Origin of the sequence: Stenotrophomonas sp. BR163 (genome assembly GCF_047520985.2) — a bacterium.
GTDB lineage: Bacteria > Pseudomonadota > Gammaproteobacteria > Xanthomonadales > Xanthomonadaceae > Stenotrophomonas > Stenotrophomonas sepilia.
On the sequence record NZ_JAXBRE020000008.1, the window covers coordinates 40952 to 61296 of the forward strand.

18 protein-coding genes are annotated in these 20345 nt (G+C 61.7%); 4 read left to right on the forward strand and 14 right to left on the reverse strand.

The genetic code is table 11. From position 1 onward, the window contains the following. Nucleotides 1-4: 4 nt before the first annotated feature. From ACM0PY_RS08880 to ACM0PY_RS08910, 7 genes are all read right to left on the reverse strand, one after another. Complete coding sequence (locus tag ACM0PY_RS08880) at nt 5-361, reverse strand: hypothetical protein (RefSeq protein WP_099470524.1); 357 nt, start codon at nt 359-361, stop codon at nt 5-7. 3 nt (nt 362-364) lie between these two features. Continuing rightward, nucleotides 365-700 carry a type II toxin-antitoxin system prevent-host-death family antitoxin gene (locus ACM0PY_RS08885; RefSeq protein ID WP_099470523.1) on the reverse strand — a complete coding sequence of 112 codons (336 nt, stop codon included), beginning with the start codon at nt 698-700 and terminating at the stop codon, nt 365-367. Between the two features lie 72 nt (nt 701-772). Next, entirely contained in the window at nt 773-1984 is a 1212-nt protein-coding gene (locus ACM0PY_RS08890) for a restriction endonuclease subunit S (protein WP_239544486.1), read from the reverse strand. Nucleotides 1985-1986: 2 nt separating this feature from the next. After that, complete coding sequence (locus ACM0PY_RS08895; RefSeq protein WP_099470522.1) at nt 1987-4167, reverse strand: type I restriction-modification system subunit M; 2181 nt, start codon at nt 4165-4167, stop codon at nt 1987-1989. After that, complete coding sequence (locus ACM0PY_RS08900; protein WP_099470521.1) at nt 4164-6059, reverse strand: N-6 DNA methylase; 1896 nt, start codon at nt 6057-6059, stop codon at nt 4164-4166. Before ACM0PY_RS08900 ends, ACM0PY_RS08895 begins: the two co-directional genes overlap by 4 nt. A gap of 2 nt (nt 6060-6061) precedes the next feature. Then, entirely contained in the window at nt 6062-6307 is a 246-nt protein-coding gene (locus tag ACM0PY_RS08905; RefSeq protein ID WP_099470520.1) for a DUF4258 domain-containing protein, read from the reverse strand. 191 nt (nt 6308-6498) lie between these two features. Beyond that, nucleotides 6499-7956 (reverse strand): competence protein CoiA family protein, encoded by a 1458-nt coding sequence (locus ACM0PY_RS08910; protein WP_099470519.1) that lies wholly within the window; start codon nt 7954-7956, stop codon nt 6499-6501. Between the two features lie 171 nt (nt 7957-8127). On the opposite strand from ACM0PY_RS08910, the gene ACM0PY_RS08915 reads away from it, so the two are divergent. The 4 genes from ACM0PY_RS08915 (at nt 8128) to ACM0PY_RS08930 (ending at nt 14484) form a co-directional block, all read left to right on the forward strand. Next, the gene (locus tag ACM0PY_RS08915; RefSeq protein ID WP_158230274.1) at nt 8128-9018 is read left to right on the forward strand and encodes a hypothetical protein; all 891 of its coding nucleotides are present in this window, start codon (nt 8128-8130) and stop codon (nt 9016-9018) included. Between the two features lie 362 nt (nt 9019-9380). Next, the gene (locus ACM0PY_RS08920) at nt 9381-10187 is read left to right on the forward strand and encodes a restriction endonuclease (protein ID WP_099470537.1); all 807 of its coding nucleotides are present in this window, start codon (nt 9381-9383) and stop codon (nt 10185-10187) included. Nucleotides 10188-10199: 12 nt separating this feature from the next. Beyond that, a complete protein-coding gene (locus ACM0PY_RS08925; protein ID WP_099470517.1) occupies nt 10200-10979 on the forward strand; it encodes a Hachiman antiphage defense system protein HamA in 780 nt (259 codons plus the stop codon). Beyond that, nucleotides 10963-14484, forward strand: coding sequence for a DEAD/DEAH box helicase (locus ACM0PY_RS08930; RefSeq protein WP_099470516.1), 3522 nt, complete (start codon nt 10963-10965; stop codon nt 14482-14484). The genes ACM0PY_RS08925 and ACM0PY_RS08930 overlap by 17 nt, the downstream gene beginning before the upstream one ends. A gap of 225 nt (nt 14485-14709) precedes the next feature. Here the strand turns inward: ACM0PY_RS08930 and radC are convergent, their stop codons facing one another. From radC to ACM0PY_RS08965, 7 genes are all read right to left on the reverse strand, one after another. Then, nucleotides 14710-15213 carry a RadC family protein gene (gene radC / locus ACM0PY_RS08935; protein WP_099470515.1) on the reverse strand — a complete coding sequence of 168 codons (504 nt, stop codon included), beginning with the start codon at nt 15211-15213 and terminating at the stop codon, nt 14710-14712. A 243-nt stretch (nt 15214-15456) separates the two neighbouring features. Continuing rightward, nucleotides 15457-16350, reverse strand: a complete 894-nt coding sequence (locus ACM0PY_RS08940; protein ID WP_099470514.1) for a recombination directionality factor — start codon at nt 16348-16350, stop codon at nt 15457-15459. 2 nt (nt 16351-16352) lie between these two features. Beyond that, the gene (locus tag ACM0PY_RS08945; RefSeq protein ID WP_099470513.1) at nt 16353-17330 is read right to left on the reverse strand and encodes a YqaJ viral recombinase family nuclease; all 978 of its coding nucleotides are present in this window, start codon (nt 17328-17330) and stop codon (nt 16353-16355) included. An 89-nt stretch (nt 17331-17419) separates the two neighbouring features. Then, on the reverse strand, nt 17420-17737 hold the full coding sequence (locus tag ACM0PY_RS08950) for a hypothetical protein (RefSeq protein WP_099470512.1): 318 nt from the start codon (nt 17735-17737) through the stop codon (nt 17420-17422). 3 nt (nt 17738-17740) lie between these two features. Next, nucleotides 17741-18697, reverse strand: coding sequence for a DUF932 domain-containing protein (locus tag ACM0PY_RS08955; RefSeq protein WP_099470511.1), 957 nt, complete (start codon nt 18695-18697; stop codon nt 17741-17743). 483 nt (nt 18698-19180) lie between these two features. Beyond that, the gene (locus tag ACM0PY_RS08960; RefSeq protein WP_414609400.1) at nt 19181-19669 is read right to left on the reverse strand and encodes a hypothetical protein; all 489 of its coding nucleotides are present in this window, start codon (nt 19667-19669) and stop codon (nt 19181-19183) included. Nucleotides 19670-19678: 9 nt separating this feature from the next. Beyond that, complete coding sequence (locus ACM0PY_RS08965) at nt 19679-20323, reverse strand: hypothetical protein (RefSeq protein WP_111188966.1); 645 nt, start codon at nt 20321-20323, stop codon at nt 19679-19681. Nucleotides 20324-20345 lie beyond the last annotated feature (22 nt).

A 20345-nucleotide genomic window follows, 5' to 3' on the forward strand; every position in this document is an offset into this window, starting at 1 on the left:
CCCCTCACCCCTCGCTGAAATCGAAGCCGCACTGGCGGTGATGGCGCAGCGTCAGCAGATGGATGCAATCCTGATGGATGACATACAGCGCCAGGTAGTCTCCCAGGATGTACTCGCGCAGCTCGATGTCATCGCCCAGCAGCTCACGCACGGCCGCCCAGGCAGCGAGCACCTCGGACGTTTCGGGGTTGCGGACGATGAACTCGCGTCCGATACGCGGTGCCTGCGCCAGACGTTTGGGAAGGGCCTCGTAGGCCTGGTCCAGCAGCGCCTGCGCCGCGGCATCCGCGCCAACGTCCAGCAGATGCGCGACAGCCTCGTCCAATCTGAGCTCGTAAGCCGCGCCCAGGAAGACCCCCATGCGTCAGGTGCCCGCCTTACGAGTGGCGATCGCCGCGTCCAGCCGGGCCTGCGAGCGCGCCCTGGCCTCCTCCACCGGAATGCCCGGCTCACCCGCACGGAGGTCCTGCAAGCCGATGGCAACGTCATTCAACAGGCCAAGCTGGGAGTTGGTCCGGGCGAGCTTTTCGCGTTCGAGCCGGTGGTAATAGTCCAACTTGCGGGCATCCACCAGCGCCACGTAGCTCTCGCCGTTGCGAGTGATGATCTTTTCGTGACCCGCGCGCACTTCATCAGCCAACCGGGTCAGGTCGGCGCGGACCTTGTTGAAGGGCACGATGTCCTGTGAGGTGATGGGCATGGCTAGCTCCGACACTATTCGGATGAATACCTTAATGTATTCATTGATGTTTGGCAAGTTCACCTATTGTGGCTACGCAGCCTTCAGGTCCGGGAGCGGGATGCCGGAGACGTCCAGCTGTCCGCTCATCAGTTTGGGGAGCAGGGCGTCACGAGCCTTGGCCAACGTCTTGACTTGATTGGTCAGTTGCTCCACCTGAGTAAACGAATCCGCCACCATCGCGGCGAACTGTTCGAGCACATTCTGGGGCGGCAGCAGCACCTCAAATTGCGAGAACGAGCCGGTGTTCACGCGTTGTCGGCCGTCGGAGCCGGACATGCTGCGGATCGCATGCTCGCGAAAATTTTCCTCACGTGCCGTGCAATAAACCCACCACGGATTGGCCTTTGAGCTTCGCAACACGATGAATTCTGTCGATCCACTGGCAACCGCATCGTCGCTTTCCAGAAATTGGACGAACCCGGTCTTTCCATTCTCGATGCAAGGAGTGATACGCGCCAGCAACGTGTCACCGTTCCTGAACTTCGCTCCGCCACTGATGACTCGCGACGAGCGCTCCCCAACCACCATTAACCTTTCGGACAATGCGGCCATCTCGACAAATGGGCGTTCGACACCCTTCTCGAACGGTGTTCTCGGATTGATCTGTACAACATCGGAGAAAGCAGTTCTAGCCCATCCTTCCGGAACGCCATCCATCACATTGACGGTCTCATGGCCCGGAAAGCGCAGGTGCACGAACCATTCGCGATAAAGGCGACGGGCGGCTTCCTCCAGCAGGGCGATGCGGCGCTGGTTGGTGGCGATTAGGTCGTCGTACGCCGAAAGTACACTGCCAATCCGCACTTGCACCTCCAGCGTCGGCGCTTCCAACTGAAGCTCCCGGAGCACCTGCACATCTGCTCGCTGGCGTCCCGACGCACCAACCATGCTCTTAATCGCCACCCCGCGGAGCAAGTCCGTTTGCGAAAGATAGTACACGTATGCTGGCGTCGACTTTCCGGGAATCGCACGAAGAACAAAAAACTCGGTGGATCCGAACGCCCCATTTTCACCGCGCTCGTCAATGAACTGAGAGATCTTCCCGTTCTCCAAGCACGGTGTAATTCTCGCGAATAGCGTGTCTCCATTGCAGAACTTTGCACCGCTTCCCGTGAACTTTCGCTCTTGTTCTGCGCTCACAAATCGCTTACCCGGCAGCAATACATCCATACCCACGAACGGGTACGTTTTGCCCTTCTCCATCTGCACCCTGGGATTGAACTCGATCCACTCCGACAGCATCGTCACGCCAACAGCTCCTTGAAGTTGGCGCTAATGGTCGCCGCAAGCTCGGACGCCCTCTCATTCAACTCCGCCAGCTCGTCATGGATAGTCCGCATCCGGTCGACGAACCCCTCCTCGTCATCCTCGATGATCGGCGCGACGCCGACATAGCGCCCCGGCGTGAGCGACCAATCGTTCTGCTTGATGCGCTCACGGGTGACGGCCGCGCACAGGCCCGGAACGTCCACGAATACACCGTCAGGAAAGCGTGACAGCAGCCAGTGCGCTTGCGCGATGAAGTAGCTGGTCCGTTTCAGCGCCTCCAACGCCAGATCGCGCACCGTAGCCTCTTCTCTCCGATTCTGGTCGGCGGCTAGCAAGGCGCGCCTGGCGTCGCGGATGGCCTTGGCATCGAACGCGTCGCTCTTGCGCGCGCGCAGCTCCTTCTCAGCCTTGTCCAACAGCCTCAGCCATTGTTTGTGCCGAGTCTCAAGCTGCCGAGCCGTGGACTTCAAATGAGGCGCAAGGTCCTCCAGCACGGCCTGCGCGGCCTTCACACTGGCAAGCTTTTCTGACCTGGCCTTTGCAATCGCCTTGCATGCGATCGTCACCGCCGCTTCAAGGTCTGCGACGGCTTGCCCGATGTCCTTGCCGCCCTCCCGAGCCGCGTCAAGTTCTTCCCTGAAGGTCTCCAGCGTCGCTTCATCGATCCGGGCCTCGTCATCCACACCGTCGTTAAGTTCGGTCAGCGTCGCGTCCTTAGCAAACACAGTAAGGTGGCGCGCCAGCGATTCGATTGCCGCCGTGTCAGCCTTCAGGCGCTCTGGCAGCACCTTCAGCCATCCATCTGCATGCTGCTGATAGCGGGCTACCAGGGCGGCAAATCTGTCCCCTTGTCCGCGATAAAGCCACACCACGGCGTTGAGGTTGGCGAGCTGCTCCTCACTGAACACATGCGATCGCGCCGACACCACCGTGTACACATTGCGCGCATCGAGCATCAGCACCGTATCCTTGCGCGACTCCGGCTTGCCCTTGTCGAAGAACCACAGCGTGCAAGGCAGAGTGCGGGTATAGAAGAACTTGTTGCCGATGGCGACCATTACATCCACGTGGCCGGTGTTGACCAGCTTCTCGCGGATCTCTTTGTCCTTGTTCCCGGCGTCCGAGGCGCTGGAAGCCATCACAAACCCGGCACGGCCCGTCGGATTCAAGTACGCGTAGAAGTACTGGATCCAGAGGCTGTTGGCGTTGGAGATCGCCCCGGTCTTGGCAGCCAAACCTGGCAGGCCGAATGGCAAGCGGCCATCGGGCGCAACCTGGCCTTCGACCCTCTTGGTCTCCACCCCATCCACGTTGAACGGAGGGTTGGCCATCACGAAGTCACACTCGCCAATCAGTGGTTCGATCTGGTCGTAAAAGGTGTTGCCCTGGCGGATATTGCTGGCATCCAGGCCGTGAACCGCAAGGTTCATGCGGGCCAGCTTGGTATTGGTATCGCTCTTTTCCTGCCCATGGAAGACCACGCCGGCATCCAGCGGATCCTGTCCATGGCTCTCAATGAAGTGGCCGGACTGCACGAACATGCCCGCTGATCCGCAAGCTGGGTCCAGCACCAGGCCATGGTCGGGCTCGATGACATTGACGATCATCCGCACCAGGGATGGCGGGGTAAAGAACTCGCCGCCCTCCTGGGCCCCGGTCATGGCGAACTTGTTGAGGAAGTACTCGTAGATGCGCCCGAACACGTCGCCAGTGGCGTTGCGGATCGCCTCCCCGTCGAAGATCTTGATGAGGCGTGCCAACAGGTCCGGCTCGAACGCGGCGTAGCCGCGCGGCAGTGCTCCCTGCAGGACTTCATGCTCGGCTTCGATGCTGTCCATGGCTGCATCGATCGCCTCGCCTACGTTGGCACCGGTCGGCAGGCTGGCGATGTGCTCGAAGCGCGCGGCTTCCGGCAGGTAGATGGCGGCCTTGCCCTGGAAGCCCAGCTTGATGAGCGCCTCCCGCCGCGACGCGGGAACCTTGGGGTCGATCCCGGCGGCGATGTCCGGCAGGTAGGCGTTGAAACGGTTGCTGGCGTGTCTCAGGAAGATCAACCCCAGCACCGGCATCGAGTATTCGCTGGCAGTGAGCTTGGAGTTGGCGCGGAGGTCGTCTGCTGATTGCCACAGGTCGCCTTCGAGTCGCTGGATGTTCATGCGGTGTTCTGATCCTTGTGCGTCTGCTGCAGTTCTGCGAGAAGTTCAGTCCAGAAGTCCTCGGCGATCTCGGCTTGCTCTGCTTGTAAACCCTCGATCTGCCTCTGCAGTTCGTTTTCTCTCTCCAGAATATCGACCGCCGCATCGGCCAGGGACGCGTTCAGTGCAAATACCTTGAGCTTTCGTAGCGTGCTGATGGACATCATCGGAATGGTTGCGCCGGTCTTGATGCCTTCCAACACCTGTTGGCCCATCTTCGATCGCAGCCACAAGCCCAAGCCACGTAGGTCCACTTCAGGCCTCTCCCCCCTCAGGACCACAAACGATTGCCCTGCGATCCAGCCGCCCTCTCCCGGTGGCGGCACGTTGTCCGGCACGATGCCGACCTTGCCCGCGGTGCCTTTCACGACCAAAAGCAGATCACGCGGCCGCAGGAAGATGTCCATTGGATTGCCGGAACGCTTGGTCGCCAAGCGCACTCTCACGCTCTTTTCAGGAGTGTGGATGTAGCCGGTGCTGGGCAGATCGGCGGCCCCAACTTCGAGAACCTCGACTCCTTCTGCCACATCCACTCCGCGATCCCTGTTGGAGACCGGAATGAGGATGCGGACCACATCCTCCAGTGTTGCGGTTGGCAGGGTTTCCAGGCGCGCTTGCGCTTCGCGCTGCTGTTTTGGAATCACGTAACGACCGACATCCAGCGTGGCATCGTTGGCGAAAATTTCATCCGCGCCGACCATTTCCGCATACGAGCCCGTCTCTTGGCGTTGAGCGGGTGCCTTGGTGTCAGCTTCGCCCCTCAGGCTCAGGCAGAAGTCCTGAATGAAGTCGGTGTTCTGCAGCACCACCCGCCCCTTCCCCACCGGCGCATGGAAATGCGGCAGCGATGCATCCACGAACCCAACGCGGCGATGGCATGCCAGCGTGTTCAGCACAAGCATGGATGTCCCCAGCCCACTGGACTGGAAAACTCCATTGGGCATCGCGATGACTGCTTCGACCCAGCCCTGCTTCAACAGGTAATCGCGAACATCCCGATCCTTGCCCGAACTGAACAGAAAACTGTTCGGAACAACAATCACGGCGATCCCGTCCGTCTGGGCTGCCATGTGCTGCACCATCAGGCCCATCGTGCTCGCCTTGGCCGCAGGGAAACGGCTGTAGATGTCTTGCATCACCACGTCATCGACGCCGCTCGTCATTCCTATCGGGGGAATCGACAAGGTTGCATCGAACCTTTCCAGGTGTCCCCCATGGACTGCTGCGGGCGCGCGCAGCGGATCGCTTGACGCAACTGTTGTAGGCGCATCACGAAACAGGGCCAGCAATGCAGCAATCTGCGATCCCGCGTGTACTTCAGCGTGGACGCGCAGGCTGGAATGATCCATCAGCACACCGACAAGCCGGCCACTATTTTCCCAGGGCAAGTATGCCGACTGCGTGGATTCATCGATCGCCAGGTCCTTCATCAGACGTGCCAGCTCAACCGGCACATCGAAACCCTCGAAGGCGTCACCAAGCAGGTCCCCGGCAACATCGACCGACGCGAACCTCTCGAACACGCCACCGTCGACCAGGTACTTCACAGTTCTAAGCGCGGCGAAGACCGCATCATTTGCCTGCTCGACGTATCGAGTGGCGTTGAAGAACGCCACGCCCAGCGCGCCGGGCTGCCAGAACAGCTTTTTGAGTACGCTCAGCAGCCCATCGACGCCTCCCTGGGCCAGAGCGGTATCAAGCGTGACATCGGCAGCAAGCCTGCCCTTAGCCGACAGATGCGCCCAGGTGAGCAACTGGAACGCCAGCAGCCTGGATTCATCGGGGCGGAGAGAGGTGCTGCGGAAGTGTTCCTGCACCTGTAACAGGACCTGCCCGGCATTGTCCTTGGCCATGATCAGTGCCCCCTGCCCGTGTAGTTGTACGTGGTGATCTGGGCGTCGCCTTCGGCAACGACCACCAGTCCCCCCTTGTCCATGATCTTCATGAGAGTGCGGAGCGCTTCGCGGAGCTGCTCCGACTTCTTGCGACTCAGGACGACCTTGTCGCCCTCATTCTCGCCGTACCCCAGCACCAGATCGATCATCGCCTGATTGATGCCCCGCTGGCCCATCCGCTGCTGAAAATGCCTTGTCTTGTGCATTGCAGTGCCCTCCGCTGTTGAGCGTAGATTGCACCGCGAGTAGAAGTAGGTCAATTGCAATTCTGCAGTAATTTCCTACTGCCATACTTTTGTTTAGTTTTTGTTCATCTTTTCGGGCGTAGTCAACAACGACGCAATCACCTTATCCCATTGAAACAAAAAGAAAAAAGCTGGGCTGAGGCCACCTACTCCTACTTCCAGCCCCCCGGAGACAGCCCCGTTCCAACTGCCGCTGCAGGCATGAACCCCGTCGACGGCGGCGCCAGGACTTCACACTCGCCTTTGGGCGCCGGCAGTTTCCGGATGACTCGAGCGGACTCCAGCCGGTCGATGAAGTCGTTGACGGGAGAGTAGAAGTTCGGGATCCGGTCGTTCTCCTCATCGGTGAACACCCAGTAGGCCAGTCGCCGCTTGCGAAATCCCGCGCGCTGGGCCTCGGCCCGATTGGCGTACTGGGCGACGAAGAGCCTGTACAGCTCCCGCTCGGGATGGAAGCTGCGGCGGACCCAGGCGGCGACGTCCCTCTGGTTGAACCGGTCACCCGGTCGCCGCTGTGCCACGAAATGACAGTGGGCCAGGAGCTGCCAAAGCGCCGGATCCACGCCGAAGATCCAGGCATCCTCGTGGGCGCGGAGACAGGCAGACCGAACCGCCGGGGAAACGGAGTCCAGGAGCTCACTGACCCGGCCTTCTGCACTGATCCGGTACTCGCGTAGAAGCCCGTCGACTCGCTCAGGCGATGTCAGCTCCATCAGCTGCCCCAGATCCGCGGCGTGTTGTGCACGCTTCTGTCGGCGCACGTAGGACCTCCGACCCTCCTTGTCCCTGGCCTGGCTCGCCTCGCGCTCCTGGCGAGCCTTGGCGGCCTTGACCATCTGATTCCGCAGCTCAGCGATCTCCCGGTTTCTTGCCGCAACCTGCTCCTCCAGCTCCAGCTTGTAGGCCTCCCACTCCGCGACTGCCTCGGGGCACGAGATCCAGCTGCGGTTGGCAGCGTCATCGAGCACCGCATGCTCGAAGGCCGCCAGATCATGGGGGATGTCCCGGTGCAGCTGGGAAAGGTCGATCTCGACCATCCTCCGGCCCTGGGCTTGGACTCGCTCCGCCTTGATGTCGCCCACGGCATGGGTCACACGAACCTCAATCAGGAGCTCGCCGACTTCATCCCTGCCAACGACGTCGGGCGTATAGGTGCCGAACGATCGCTCGATCTCAATGTCGCGCAGCTCCATGCTGCAGGCCGGTCGGTCAACCTGACGCCCCCAATGGAGGTGCCCATCCTCGTCCCGGGCACGCGGCGGGTTTGGCATGTCGATGGGGTCGCCGGTCCAAGCCGGGACCACCAGCCGCTGGTGATCGGCGATCAGCTGTTTGGCCCGCTCATGGATCCCGGTTTCGCGACCGGTCTGGCAGCCGGTGTCGGTCAGGTGGGCGAAATGGGGGCGCTTGCGCCTGCTCTCCTGGGCCTTTGCGACCAGGGGCGCATGGCACGCCGGGCAGACGCAGCCGCACGCCTTGCCCTTTGGCACCTCGCTCGGTGCCCAGATCCGGCCGTCTTTCAGCCCGAACGGGACTCGAAACCCGCCGCGCCGCGCCTGCGGGTTGCCGGACGGATTGCGGAGTGAGAACGGCTCTGGGATGGTATCCATGGTGCTTTCCTTGATCGGAGGGAAAGCAAAAATTCGCGGCAAACCATGGACGAAAACAGCTCCAAACCCGCCCAAACGGGTAATCCAGAGGTCAAATCCCTCCAATTGGCGCTTGATTGGCTGGATCGGGAGGGGGGCCAGCAGCGCAATGCTCGAGTGCTTCGGGAGGTCGTGGACACGACCCTGACCGCTGTTTCGCGCGGTGAACCGCCTCCTGACACGGACACCACGACCCTTCGGGCGCTCTTTCAGGAGCTGGAAGGGGCTGGAGATACCTCCTTGAAGGCGTTCCGGGCGACCGAGCTGGAGAATTGGTGGGGATCACGCCAGGAACAGATCCGCCAGAGGTGCGCTCAGGAAGGCTGCTCCCTGACGCCACACCTCGTGGTCAAGAAAGGCGGGGGCCGCGGGCTGCCCTCCAGGCTGTCCTTCGAATTTCACCGGACCATTGAGGCGGAGCCTGAGGAGGACAGCGCCTCATCACAGATCGATTCGACCCTGGTTCGCTACCAGATGGATCCCGTCAAGCCAGCCCTGTGGCTGAGGCTGACGGTGGGCAGCAGGCCGTTCCCCGTGCAGTCATGGCGCGGCTACGTGCTCATCGGCAGCGTCGTCCTGAACATGGCCCTGATTGGGCTCGTCTGGTGGTGGCTGTACGCCTCATGGGCAAAGGGCCAGCCAGTGACCACCGCCGCGCCAGCCCAGCTCGGTCTCGCGATGCTGATTACTGGGTGGCTGTGGTGGGTGTCGCTGCCGGTGTTCCGCCTGCCGACGCAGCGAGTCACGATGGCGGGGCCGTCCTATCTGGCGATGAGCGAGCTCTACGGACAGCTTCGCACCATGCCGGTGCCGGGGCGGAAGCTGAGATCCCGTGAGTTTGCTGTCGTGCGCCACTGGGGCACGTGTCCGATCTGCTCGGCCGAGGTCGACCTGGACTCCGGGCGGGCGGCGTTTCCGGACCGGCTGGTTGGTCGCTGCCATGATGCGCCGCTGGAGCACGTGTTTTCATTCGACCCGGTGCGCCTGGTGGGGAGGCCTCTGGTAGCAGCAACGCAAGACTAAGCTGAGATGCGATCCGGTGACTGCGCAGACTCACGGGGCTGATCACTCAAACCAGCCAACCGTCGACAATCAGCAGGTCGACGTTGATCAGCAACCCCCGGAAGGAGGCTTTCGGCCAGAAGCGGACATTCAAGACGCGGGTCAAGGGTTCACGTGTGTAGTGACTAGCGCCGGTACCAATGATGTTTGACGAGACATGGCCTTCGTGAGATGACATTATTGCGAAGATTGCGATGCTTCAAGATGCAATCCACAGCTTCTCAAGGCTGCTTTCAGGGAAGGGGGGCTTCATCAGTTCGGTTCGATCCATTGACCTACGTCTAATTGACGACCTCGTCGACTTCGTCCGGGGCCCAGGCTTCGTGTTGGATTTTTCCGACAGAAGTTTCTCGGACTTCTTCGCCTCCGAACTCAAGGTCAACATCGACGATCCGAAGCACGCGGTCAATGGCGGCTCGAAGGGTAAGCGCCTCCGCCATTTCCTTCAGACCTGCGATGATGAGACCGCCGTTCGCACTCTAGAAGCGCTCTGGGAGCATCGCAGCGAGTATCTGACCCGCTCCGGCGGCGCCGACCCCGTCACTAATGCCCAGGCCCGCTATCAAGGCCTGATCAGCCGCTTAACGGGCGACTCCAAACCGTCGCGGCCTTCAAAAAGCCCCCAGTCTCTTACCGTCGACCGCGCGGCCATTACCAAGATCAAAGCGGACTTACTGCAGGTATCGGTCTTGGCGCCGCATGCGCGCGGTTATGCGTTTGAGGGCTTCCTCAAAGGGTTGTTCGACGCCTTCGGACTCGCTGCCCAAGAGCCGTTCCGACTGCGCGGCGAACAGATCGACGGCAGCTTTCAACTCGCGAGCGAGATCTATTTGCTCGAAGCAAAATGGTGTGGCCCGCCGATCGGCGTCGCCGAACTGCACACCTTTCACGGCAAGATCGAGCAGAAAGCGGCCTGGACCCGTGGCCTCTTCGTCAGCAACAGCGGCTTCACCGAAGACGGCCTCGCCGCCTTTGGACGCGGCAAACGGGTCATCTGCATGGACGGCCTCGACCTCTACGAGATGCTCAACCGTGAAATCCCGCTCACTCAAGTCCTCGAACGCAAAGTCCGCCGCGCCGCAGAAACCGGCGCACCGTTCATACGCGTACGCGACCTTTTTTCGTACTAATTAGGAGCGAGGATGGCCCAGTTTCATCATTGGTGCATTTCGGTCGATACGATGGTGGGGATCCACCATCGGCGTGTGATGACCGGGCAGGCCCCTAGCCTAGGGGTCGGCATCGAGGCGACGGCAGCTATCGTGCCCTCGCACTACGCCTCAGAAGAGCAATTGGCACGCGCATTCGTGCGGCTCGGCAAGCCCGCGACCGCGGCCCTGATCGAAGGCAAACTGCCGACCACGAAGCAGATTCGGTCCGGCGACCTCGGCGAGATCTACGCGACGGAATGGATCGATGCTCACAGCGGTGGCTACAGGGCGCCGATCAAACGCCTGCGTTGGAAAGACCATCGCAATATGGCGATGCGTGGCGACGACGTGATTGGCATCCTGCAGGACCCTCAGTCTCAACGTCTTCGCTTCCTGAAAACGGAAGCAAAGAGTCGCGCCTCATTGACGGCACAAGTCCTGACCGAAGCCCGCGCCGGGCTGGACAAAGATGGAGGACTGCCCTCGGCGCACGCACTGCAGTTTGTTTCCGCGCGCCTCCTAGAGCTCGGCAATCTGCAGTTAGCCGATGCAATCGACGATGCGCTGCTCAAGCATGGCATCCCGCTGCAGAGTGTCCAGCATCTGCTTTTCACATTCTCAGGCAATGCCCCGGACGCACTGCTAGCCGCCTCCTTGCAGACATATGCCGGGCCTATCAATCAATGGATGATCGGACTTCGCGTGGAAGGGCATGGCGCCTTTATCGGCGCTGTTTACGATCGAGTGATCGCCGATGCCAACAACCCCTGAGGCCATCGCCGCAGATATCGCCGAGGCGACGGCCGCCGGCTTTCGGAACCGACTGCTCGCTCGCGGGCAGGCCCGCGCGATCATCTGGCGTGATGGCACCCTTCCGCCCGACGCGCCGGACTTCGCACCGCAGCTTAGCTACGACCTGCACAGCTATGCCTATGCCCTGCTCGGCCTCGGCCTGCGCCTTCGTGAGGTCGGCAGCGATCACACTCAGGCTCGCGCGGCATTCGAACAGGCTGCCACGGCTCTTGAAGCGGTGATGGCAAAAGGCAACCGCCAGGAGACCGATCGCGATTTCCACTTCGTTATGGCTGCGGCCGCCTATCATCTTGCGCACCTGTCCGCACGCGCCTATTCACTGCTCGCAATCGTCGAGGCAGATGAGAATTTCTCACCGATCGAGCGGGCGCTGGCTCAGTTGATGCGAAGGAATTTCAGTGCCTTACGCAGCAGCACTCTCGACTACCGGGTCTCCGGCCAAGGCAGCGATGCCCGGATCGCCACTGAGATCCAGGCCCACCTCGACCAAGCGGAGGGCGCTGCCGTGCAGCCCGACGCCGGTGGTGACGACTTCCTTTTCGAAAGTCTGGATGCCGCGCTCACTGATGCCTTCATGGCCGCCATGTCTCTTTATTTTCTCGCGCTCGAACGCGGTGAGCGAGTGCTCGTCGATCAGGCGTTGGAGCGGCTTCGCGTAAGCCTGACGATCTGCAGCGAGATGAACATGTTGCCCCAATGGTGGGCGCATCGCGTTGCGATCCACCTGCTTTCGGACCTCTGGACGAACACGTTCCACGAAAGGGTCCCGATTCAGTCCGCTGGTGGAGTTGCGGCCGACTGGCCGCGTCTGCGCGAGCTATTCATCGCGTTGCTTCAACGTCGGGCGAAGGCGGAGATCGACTTATGGCCCTCACAGACCGAGGCGGCCGCACGCGCTGTCGACCAATCAGACGACCTCGTCGTGTCGCTGCCGACAAGCGCCGGCAAGACCCGCATCGCCGAGCTATGCATCCTGCGCTGCCTAGCCGGAGGCAAGAGGGTCGTGTTTGTCACGCCGCTGCGCGCCCTGTCGGCGCAGACCGAAACCACGCTCCAACGGACCTTCGGGCCCCTCGGCAAGACCATCTCGGCCCTCTATGGCAGCATCGGCATTAGCGGCTTCGACGAGGACGCGATTCGCGAGCGCGACATCGTCGTCGCGACGCCAGAGAAGCTCGACTTCGCGCTCCGTAACGATCCTTCGCTGCTCGATGATGTCGGCCTGCTGGTGTTCGACGAAGGGCACATGATCGGCCTCAACGAGCGCGAGGTTCGCTACGAGGTGCAGATTCAGCGGCTTCTGCGTCGTGCTGATGCTCAAGAGCGCCGAATCGTCTGCCTCTCGGCCATCCTGCCCGATGGCGACCAGCTCGATGACTTCGCCGGCTGGCTCCGCCGTGATCATCCGGGAGGACTGATCAAGAATGACTGGCGGCCGACCCGGCTACGGTTCGGCGAGGTTGTTTGGACGTCGCCAACCGCGCGACTCAACCTCCACGTCGGCGACGAGAGGCCCTGGGTCCAGCGTTTCCTTACCGGCGCTGCCCCGCCCAACTGGATTCCACCAAAGCGTCGCCGCGCTCGGCTCTTTCCCGACGACCAGCGCGAACTCTGCCTTGCGACCGCTTGGCGGCTTGTTGACGACGGTCAGACCGTCCTCGTTTTCTGCCCCGAGCGGCGCAGCGTCGAGCCGTTCGCCGACGTCATCGTCGATCTGCATGAGCGCGGCGCCCTGCGCACGCTGCTCGAGGCCGATCCTAACGTGCTAAACACCGCGATCGCGCTGGGCGAGGAATGGCTAGGCGCCGGCAGCGCCATCCTCAAATGCCTGCGTCTCGGCGTCGCTCTTCACCATGGCGCCCTGCCGACGGCCTATCGCAAGGAGGTAGAGCGCCTGCTGCGCGAGAACGTCCTCAAGGTCACCATATCCTCGCCTACCCTGGCCCAAGGTCTCAATCTGTCGGCGACCGCCGTCATTATGTATTCGCTCCACCGCGCCGGCGAGCGGATCGAGATCAGCGAGTTCAAGAACGTCATCGGGCGCGCCGGACGCGCCTATGTCGACGTCGAGGGCATCGTCCTCTTCCCAATGTTCGACGACATCCCCAAGAAGCGGCGGAACTGGGAAGCGCTCATCACCGACCTTGGTGCGCGCGATATGGAAAGCGGTCTCGTTCAGTTGGTCGCGGTGCTGCTGACACGGATGCATGCGCGCATCGGCGGAGACATCAATCAGCTCGTTGACTATGTTGTCAACAGCGCCGCTGCCTGGACCTTTCCCGAGATCCGCAATGAGGAGCCGGAAGACCGGAATCGCGCCCTGGCTGATTGGGAGCGGCACGTTGCGACACTCGATACAGCCATTCTCAGTCTCATTGGGGAAAACGACATTCCCAATGAAGGGATCGAGGCTGCCTTGGACGACATCCTCCAATCTTCTCTGTGGCAGCGACGTCTGGAGCGTCTGGATACTCAATTCCAGCAGTTGTTAAAGGCAGGTCTTTCCTCCCGTAGCCGGCTGATCTGGAATCAGTCGACGGCCGTTCAACGCCGTGGCTATTTTCTGGCAGGCGTCGGTCTGACGACGGGTCATGCCCTCGATGCCATAGCCTCCGAAGTCAACCTACTTCTCATCCAAGCCAATGGCGCGATCCTTGAGGGTGACGCTGAAGTCGCAATCACCTCTATCACCGTTCTCGCTGAGCGTGTATTCACATTCTATCCCTTCATACCCGACCCGCTGCCGGCGAACTGGCGCGACATCTTGCGTGCTTGGCTGATGGGGCAGCCTCTGGCCGCGCTGGGCGGAGATCAGCCATCGGAAGTGCTTCAGTTTGTTGAAGGAGCCCTTGTTTACCGGCTGCCCTGGGCAATGGAAGCAATTAGGGTCCGCGCCAGCGCAAATGGCGATGAGGTAGGCGCACATGGACTGAGCCTAGAAGACCATGAACTTGGCCTTGCGGTCCCGGCAGTCGTGACCGGCACGCTCAACCGCTCTGCATCAATCCTAATCCAGGCCGGCTTCAATTCGCGGCTGGCTGCAATCAAAGCAGTCGCTGATACCGGGGCGACCTTCACCACGGGCAAGGAGCTGCGGCAATGGCTGAATGCAGAAGTGCTCACCGCTTGGAACGCTCAGGCCGACTGGCCAACTAGAGAAACGAGACCGATTTGGACGGAGTTCTTACAGAACTTAACGCCGAGCGAGAAGCTCACATGGGTCGATAGGCACTATCGGGCTAGCATCACGTGGTTGGCTGCGCCCCCGCCGCCCAGCACCGTTGTCCAGATTCACCATTGGGCAGGTCGGTCGTGGGTACTTTCGCCAGACGGTACTCCGCTAGGTACAGTTCAGAACGCACTCAATTCCCATCGAAGGGGCCTGCTACGCACACAGGTGGCGCAAGATGTCAGCAAGATCGACCTCGTTTATCTTGGTCCCGACGATCTGGCGGGCGCATAACCGCCAAGTCTCCGGCACCTTGGGCCGCTGTGAAATGCTTGGCCGACCGTCCGCTTCGGGTCGAAAGCCGTCTCATCGGACCTGAGCATCGTTGTTCGATCTGTTGGTCTTGTGGCCTGAATGCGCGCGAACGAAAAAAGTAGGTTACCGATGGCAGCCCGCCAGCCCCTATTGGCTGGCGGGTGAATTGACTGGCAAGCACCCACCGGGTCTGGCCTATGACCATCACACCCATCCACGCTCAGCCAAGGCCGTCGTCTGGTGACCGCCCACAACAATGTGGTCGAGCAGTCGCACATCCACCAAGGAGAGCACCTGTTTGAGTTGCGCCGTGACAGCTCGATCCGCTGCGGAAGGTTCAACCGATCCAGAAGGGTGGTTGTGCCCAATGATGATCGCGGCGCAGTTCGTCCGGATTGCGTGTCGAACAACCTCCCTGGGGTGTACTTCAGCACCGTCGATCGTTCCTTGGAACAGCTCTGCGTACTCAATGAGGCGGTGACGGCTGTCGAGGAACGCTGCGGCGAACACCTCCCGCTGGAGTCCCGACAACTTGTCCCGAAAGAACTCCTTTGCCTTCTTCGGATCGGTGAAAGACGCCCCTCGCCTCATCCGCTGCCCGACCACGGCTCGTGCCGCTTCCACGATCTCGTCACCGCTGGCGACCTTGTATCTGCGTGACTTGCTCCTCACGTAGAGCGACAGGTGCTCTGGCGTGTCTTTGTCCATTGCTTCCTCATCTATAAGATGGCCCTACAGGACCGGAAACGACGAAGGGGCGCACGGGCGCCCCTTCGATCGCTGTTCGTGTTTGCCCGGTCAGCCGCCAGGAGACGCCTGGTGTCCGGGTGAGTACTTCGTCCCCGTCGCGGTGTACATCCACACCAGGAACCTGCCAAAGCCGTACAACGCGAAGCCGTAGACGACCACTGCGCCAATCACCCTCGTCATCGCACCCTCCTTCGCTTGGCGTCATGCGGTGCCGGCACGGGCGACCTTCTTCTGAAGGCGCTCGTGCAAGCTGACGGTGTCGCTGGTTTGCGCTGGGGCGCCGGAACCCGGCTCCTGGCTATCCGGATAGAACTCCTCCACCACGGCCGGGACATCCTCTGCCAGGTCCTCAAACGCGCCATTGGCAAACCCACGGCGAGCGGCCTCGTCCAGGGCTTCCTGATCGAACCCCGCGTCCCTGCGGCTCTGGTCGACCTCCCGCGCCTGGGTAATGGCCTGTTCCAGCGTCAGCCCCGAGCGGACGACCAGGTCGACGTAGTAGATCGCTGAGCGGAAGCTCATCGTCGTCGACTTGCCCCGTAGCTTGAGCTCCAAGGGCATGCAGGCGAGTCTTCCGCCCGACACGGCGTGGAAGTACTGCAGCCGGGCCGCGAGCGTGCGGATGGTGTTGTAGGACGTGGTGCGCAGCACGAAGCTGCCCAGCTCGTCCTCCTCCCCCACTCGTACGTTGAGTCGGGCATAGGCCTTGCATTCGCCCATGGCGAACGCGCAGGCGTCCGGACCCGGACAGGACTCCTGGGTGACGCCCTCCTTGGCCATCCGGCGGCTGGTCTCTCCATTGCCCACGCACACCGGCCTGCCCGTACTCCGGTCGAACAGGGAGTAGTCCGCCCTCAGGTTCAACGCCGGGTCGTCGAACAGCAGCTGGACCGGGACCGATCGAAGCTTGCCGCCGGCATCCTTGCGTAGGGCCTCGTCGAGCGGGTGCAGGATCCACCCTTCCCTGTTCTGCACCTGACTGGTCAGAGTGAACTGGTCATCCTTCTCCGGCAGGCGCTTGCCGTTGCGCTCGACCACACGGCCGATCGAGATCCGCCCAACCACGGGCGGCGTGATTGCCAGGCCTTTCAGCATGGTCATGCTCCTTCTGGTGAGTGGGTGACGATCCGGAAGCGACGGCTCCCGGGCCTGGTGACGGTGAACTCGGCCACGAGCTCGGGGTGCGCCTCGACCAGCTTCTTGGTGTCGACGCTGGAGCTGTCCTTGGATCGGCGGAAAGTGATCTCACCGGTCGGGAACACTGCCTTCGAGGCTTCCCCCATCGCCTCCTGCAGCCGCTGGCGAAGGCACTCGGCCTGCTTGGCCTTCTCATCGATCTCGTCCCTGAGCGAGACAAGGCCCCTGAAGGCTTCCGAGAGCGCCCCGTCCTCGCTGAAGTCCACCGTGGTGTCGTTGCCCCGGTACAGGCTCCTGAGCGCCTTGGCGGCCGATTCACTGCCGTCGGCCGGCGGTGGAACGTCCTGGGTGACGTACTCCCAGAACCGGGCTTCCAGAACGACCAGGCGGGAGATGATCTCCTCATCCCGCTCGACCCGGTGGATCTCCAGCTTCTGGCCGCACAGCAGTACCGCCACGTCCGCGGCATCCTTGCCCGTGACCGCCAGCTGGTGCTGGACCTGGAGCTGGACGTATTCGGGCACGCCATCGCGCCACAGACGCGCTCCAAACTCCCCGGCCGTCTTGCACTCAAGGATCTGGACGTCCGGGTTGCCCACGACCTCGCGGTCGATGTTGGCCAGCATGTAGCTGTAGGTGGGGTGCTGCAGGACGGCGTTGAGCCGGCGGACCTTGATGCCCGTCCGCTGCGTGTAGGCCGAGGCCACGTAGGGCTCCAGCAAGGTGCCCCAGTACATGGGCGAGTCCTGACCCGGTTCCTCGTCCTGGACGGCCCGGCCGGTCTTCTCCATCCATAGCTCCAGCTGGCTCTTGTAGGGGCAAAGGCCGACTGCCGCGGCGGCGTCCGAGCTGCCGATTCCCTGCTTACGGACCTCCAACCACTCCTCACGCGCCATCTCCCGCGTGTCGATCAGGCGCAATGCCGGTGATCTGCTCATTACGGTTTCTCCAAAGAAAAAGGCCCGGCGCTCCTTTCGGAGGCCGGGCCTATGGGTTGCTGTTGAAACGGCTTGACGAGTGCTGGCTTCTAGGCCGGCGAGACCTTCATTGCGGTGGCAACGATGCGATCCAGGATGGCGGGGGCAAGATCAACGGACCCTCCGGCCAGCAGGTGCCGGCCGAAGTCCCGACCGAAGGGTTCCGCTACCTCGTAGCACCACAGGCCCGGAAACACCTCGCTGCAGGCCTGCCACGTCCGTCCCAGCAGCTCGGCCTGGTCGATGCACGCCCGGATGTAGCCCCACTCCCCCTCGAACGGCATGTCCGAGTAGGGAGTGCAGCTCTTGTCCAGGGCGTGCTTGGCGTCGATGGCGATGTAGGCCACGTCGAGACGATCGACCGCCATCGCTCAGGCCACCAGTTTCAGCGCTTCATCCCACGCGCGCTGCTTGATCTGGGCGCCCGCACCGAACCAGGCCGCTTCCCTGCGGTGATCGTCACTGCGGGCCCGCCGATGGTGGTCGACGAACTCGGTGACGCTGCTCAGCACGCCCCAAGCCGTTCCTTTGGCGCTCGCCAGCTCGGACCCCTTGCCTGCGCCGTCGTACAGGGCGCGAGCGGTCTTGAACGCCTGCTCATTGACCGCTACGCCCTCCCCGTCCGGGTTCGGATAGGTCAGGACCCGACGAAGCAGGCCATCGACCGAGTCCGGATCCACCGGGCAGTCGACCAGCGCCTTCATGCGGGCGACGAACGAGTCCCAGGTGGAGACGGTGATCCCGAGCTGGCGCTTCACCAGGTCCGGATTGAACTGGCTGCGGTGGGGCACCTTCACGGCCCCGGCGTTGCTGCCCAGGGCGATCGACAGGGTGTTGTTGCAGACCACTCGGACCGAGGTGAACTGGGCGGTCGTGGCCAGGGTACCGTCGCAGGCCGTGGCCAGCAGCAGGTAGCCGTCCACGCGGTCCCTTCGCTTCAGGACGGTGCTCTGCCCGGTCTTGGCCAGCGCCCAGAACTTGCGCCCCTCGCGGAGCACGCCGGCCGACTCCAGCTCGAAGCCGCCGACTTCGGTCAGGTCGCGGTAGAACTCCAGGATCTCACCCGGCTGGACCACCTTGTACCGCTTGGACACGACCGACAAAGGCGCTTGCGTGTCGGACCGGTACAGGACTTTCTGCTCCGGGAAGGCGTTGATGGCACCGATCCCGTTCTTGCCAACCACGTAGCGGACCTCCGACTCTTCGATCGACCAGTCCATGCCGGCCTCCCGCTTCCAAACATCGATCGGCTGTTGCGGCGCCAGCTTGTGACCGAGGCCGTGCCACGGCCGCTCGCCGGCATAGGCCATTGTTTCAACCAGGTGCATCGTCTCTTCTCCTTAATCTCGGGCATAAACGCACAAGGCCCGGCGATTGCCGGGCCTTGTGGTGTGTCACGGGTTGGATCACGGGAACTTCGGGTGTTTACTGCGGACGCAGCTGGCAACGCTCACCAGAGCTGTTGCGACTACCACAAGGATGCAGTAGATCGCCTCCGACCTGTCACTCATAGGGAATCCATGATGAAGGCGCACAAGGAGCGCTGTGCCCTTGCGCAAAGCCAGACCCTACTGGCTTCAACGAGGTGATATGTGGATGAGATTCTTTTGAATCCAAGCACTAGCACGGGGCGTAGCATTTGGCGAAGCAAATTCGAAGGTGGTGGCCATCTCGCCGCTCATAATGCCTGCCGCCGGACGAGGTAAGCCGGCCTTCATAGGCATCGGTTGGCTCGATAACCGTGGTTAGAGAGCCTGTGGCGTTTCCCTTTTGTTTGTCTGTGGCAGCAGCCACGGTTCATCACCTCCCTCTCATAGCCGCAGCTTGGTGTAGACGGCCTCGACCATGCAGTCGTCGCCATCCTCAAAACGCAGCCGTCCGAAGCCGGACTGCGAAATCGTCAGGTAAGCCTCCTCGCCAAGCGCGAGGGACAGGCAGCTCGAAGTCTTGATGTAGGAGTTCGTTCCGAAAACCTCATACCGGTCATCGTCCTCGCGACTCACCGTCACGACGTACTTGCCCGGCTTCTGCTTCGAGACACCAAATACGGCTTTCACGTCGCACTTGTCCTTGCTGTCGAAGAAGATGACCTCGCCGCCATAGCCGGAGGTCTTGAAGATCGCCTCCTCCGAGTAGGCATAGACGTAGCAGTAGCGCGTCTGGATGATAATGTCCTTGCCGTCGATCTTGTAGACATTGCTGCCCTTGCGGGTCAGGTTCACCTCGTAGTTCTCGGCCAGAGCGGGTGTGGCCTGAAGGCACATCAGTGCAGCAAGTGTCGTCAGAAGCGTCTTTTTCATCGCCATCGTCTACTGAGATTGAGAACTCGACAGGCGGCTCTTCACGAGGTCGAGCTTGGCCTTGTGTGCGAGCGGCCTGTTGAAAACACGGTTCTGGATTTGATCGGACACCTTGCTGATGGCGATGTACGCCATGCTCAGTCCTGATTCGCGCTCGGATGCCTTTTTCTCAACGAAGTCGTAGGGGAAGTTGTCGCAGAACTTGTGGAAGCCGGAGAACTGAGCGACATCTTTCGTGAACCGGAAGCCGTCCGGGGTGAGGCGTGAGCGCCGGGGATGGTAGAGATCGACGAACAGAATGAACCACTCGGCTCCGTTGAATGACACGGCCTCGAACACGTCCACTGTGCCCATGGCACCGAGTCGATGAAAGAGGATGCGCTGACCAGATTGGGTTTCGAGCCTGGACAGATACGCCAGTTGGCCAATGGGCCCGTTGACCGGGATCGGATTCGTCTCGATGAAACCAAACGAACCCGTGCCGTTCGGGTCTTTGTCGTAGGCAGGAGCGGACTCCAGCATCGCCCTCATCGCCGGATGAACGAGTTCCAATTGAAACGCCTCATCGTCGAGGATGCGGTGGATGTGCGCCATTGCCTCACGCAGCGCTTTGTCTTCCTTGTTGCCTCCGAATAGATTGGAAAGAAATCCCATAACGCTGCTCCATTGAATTTTT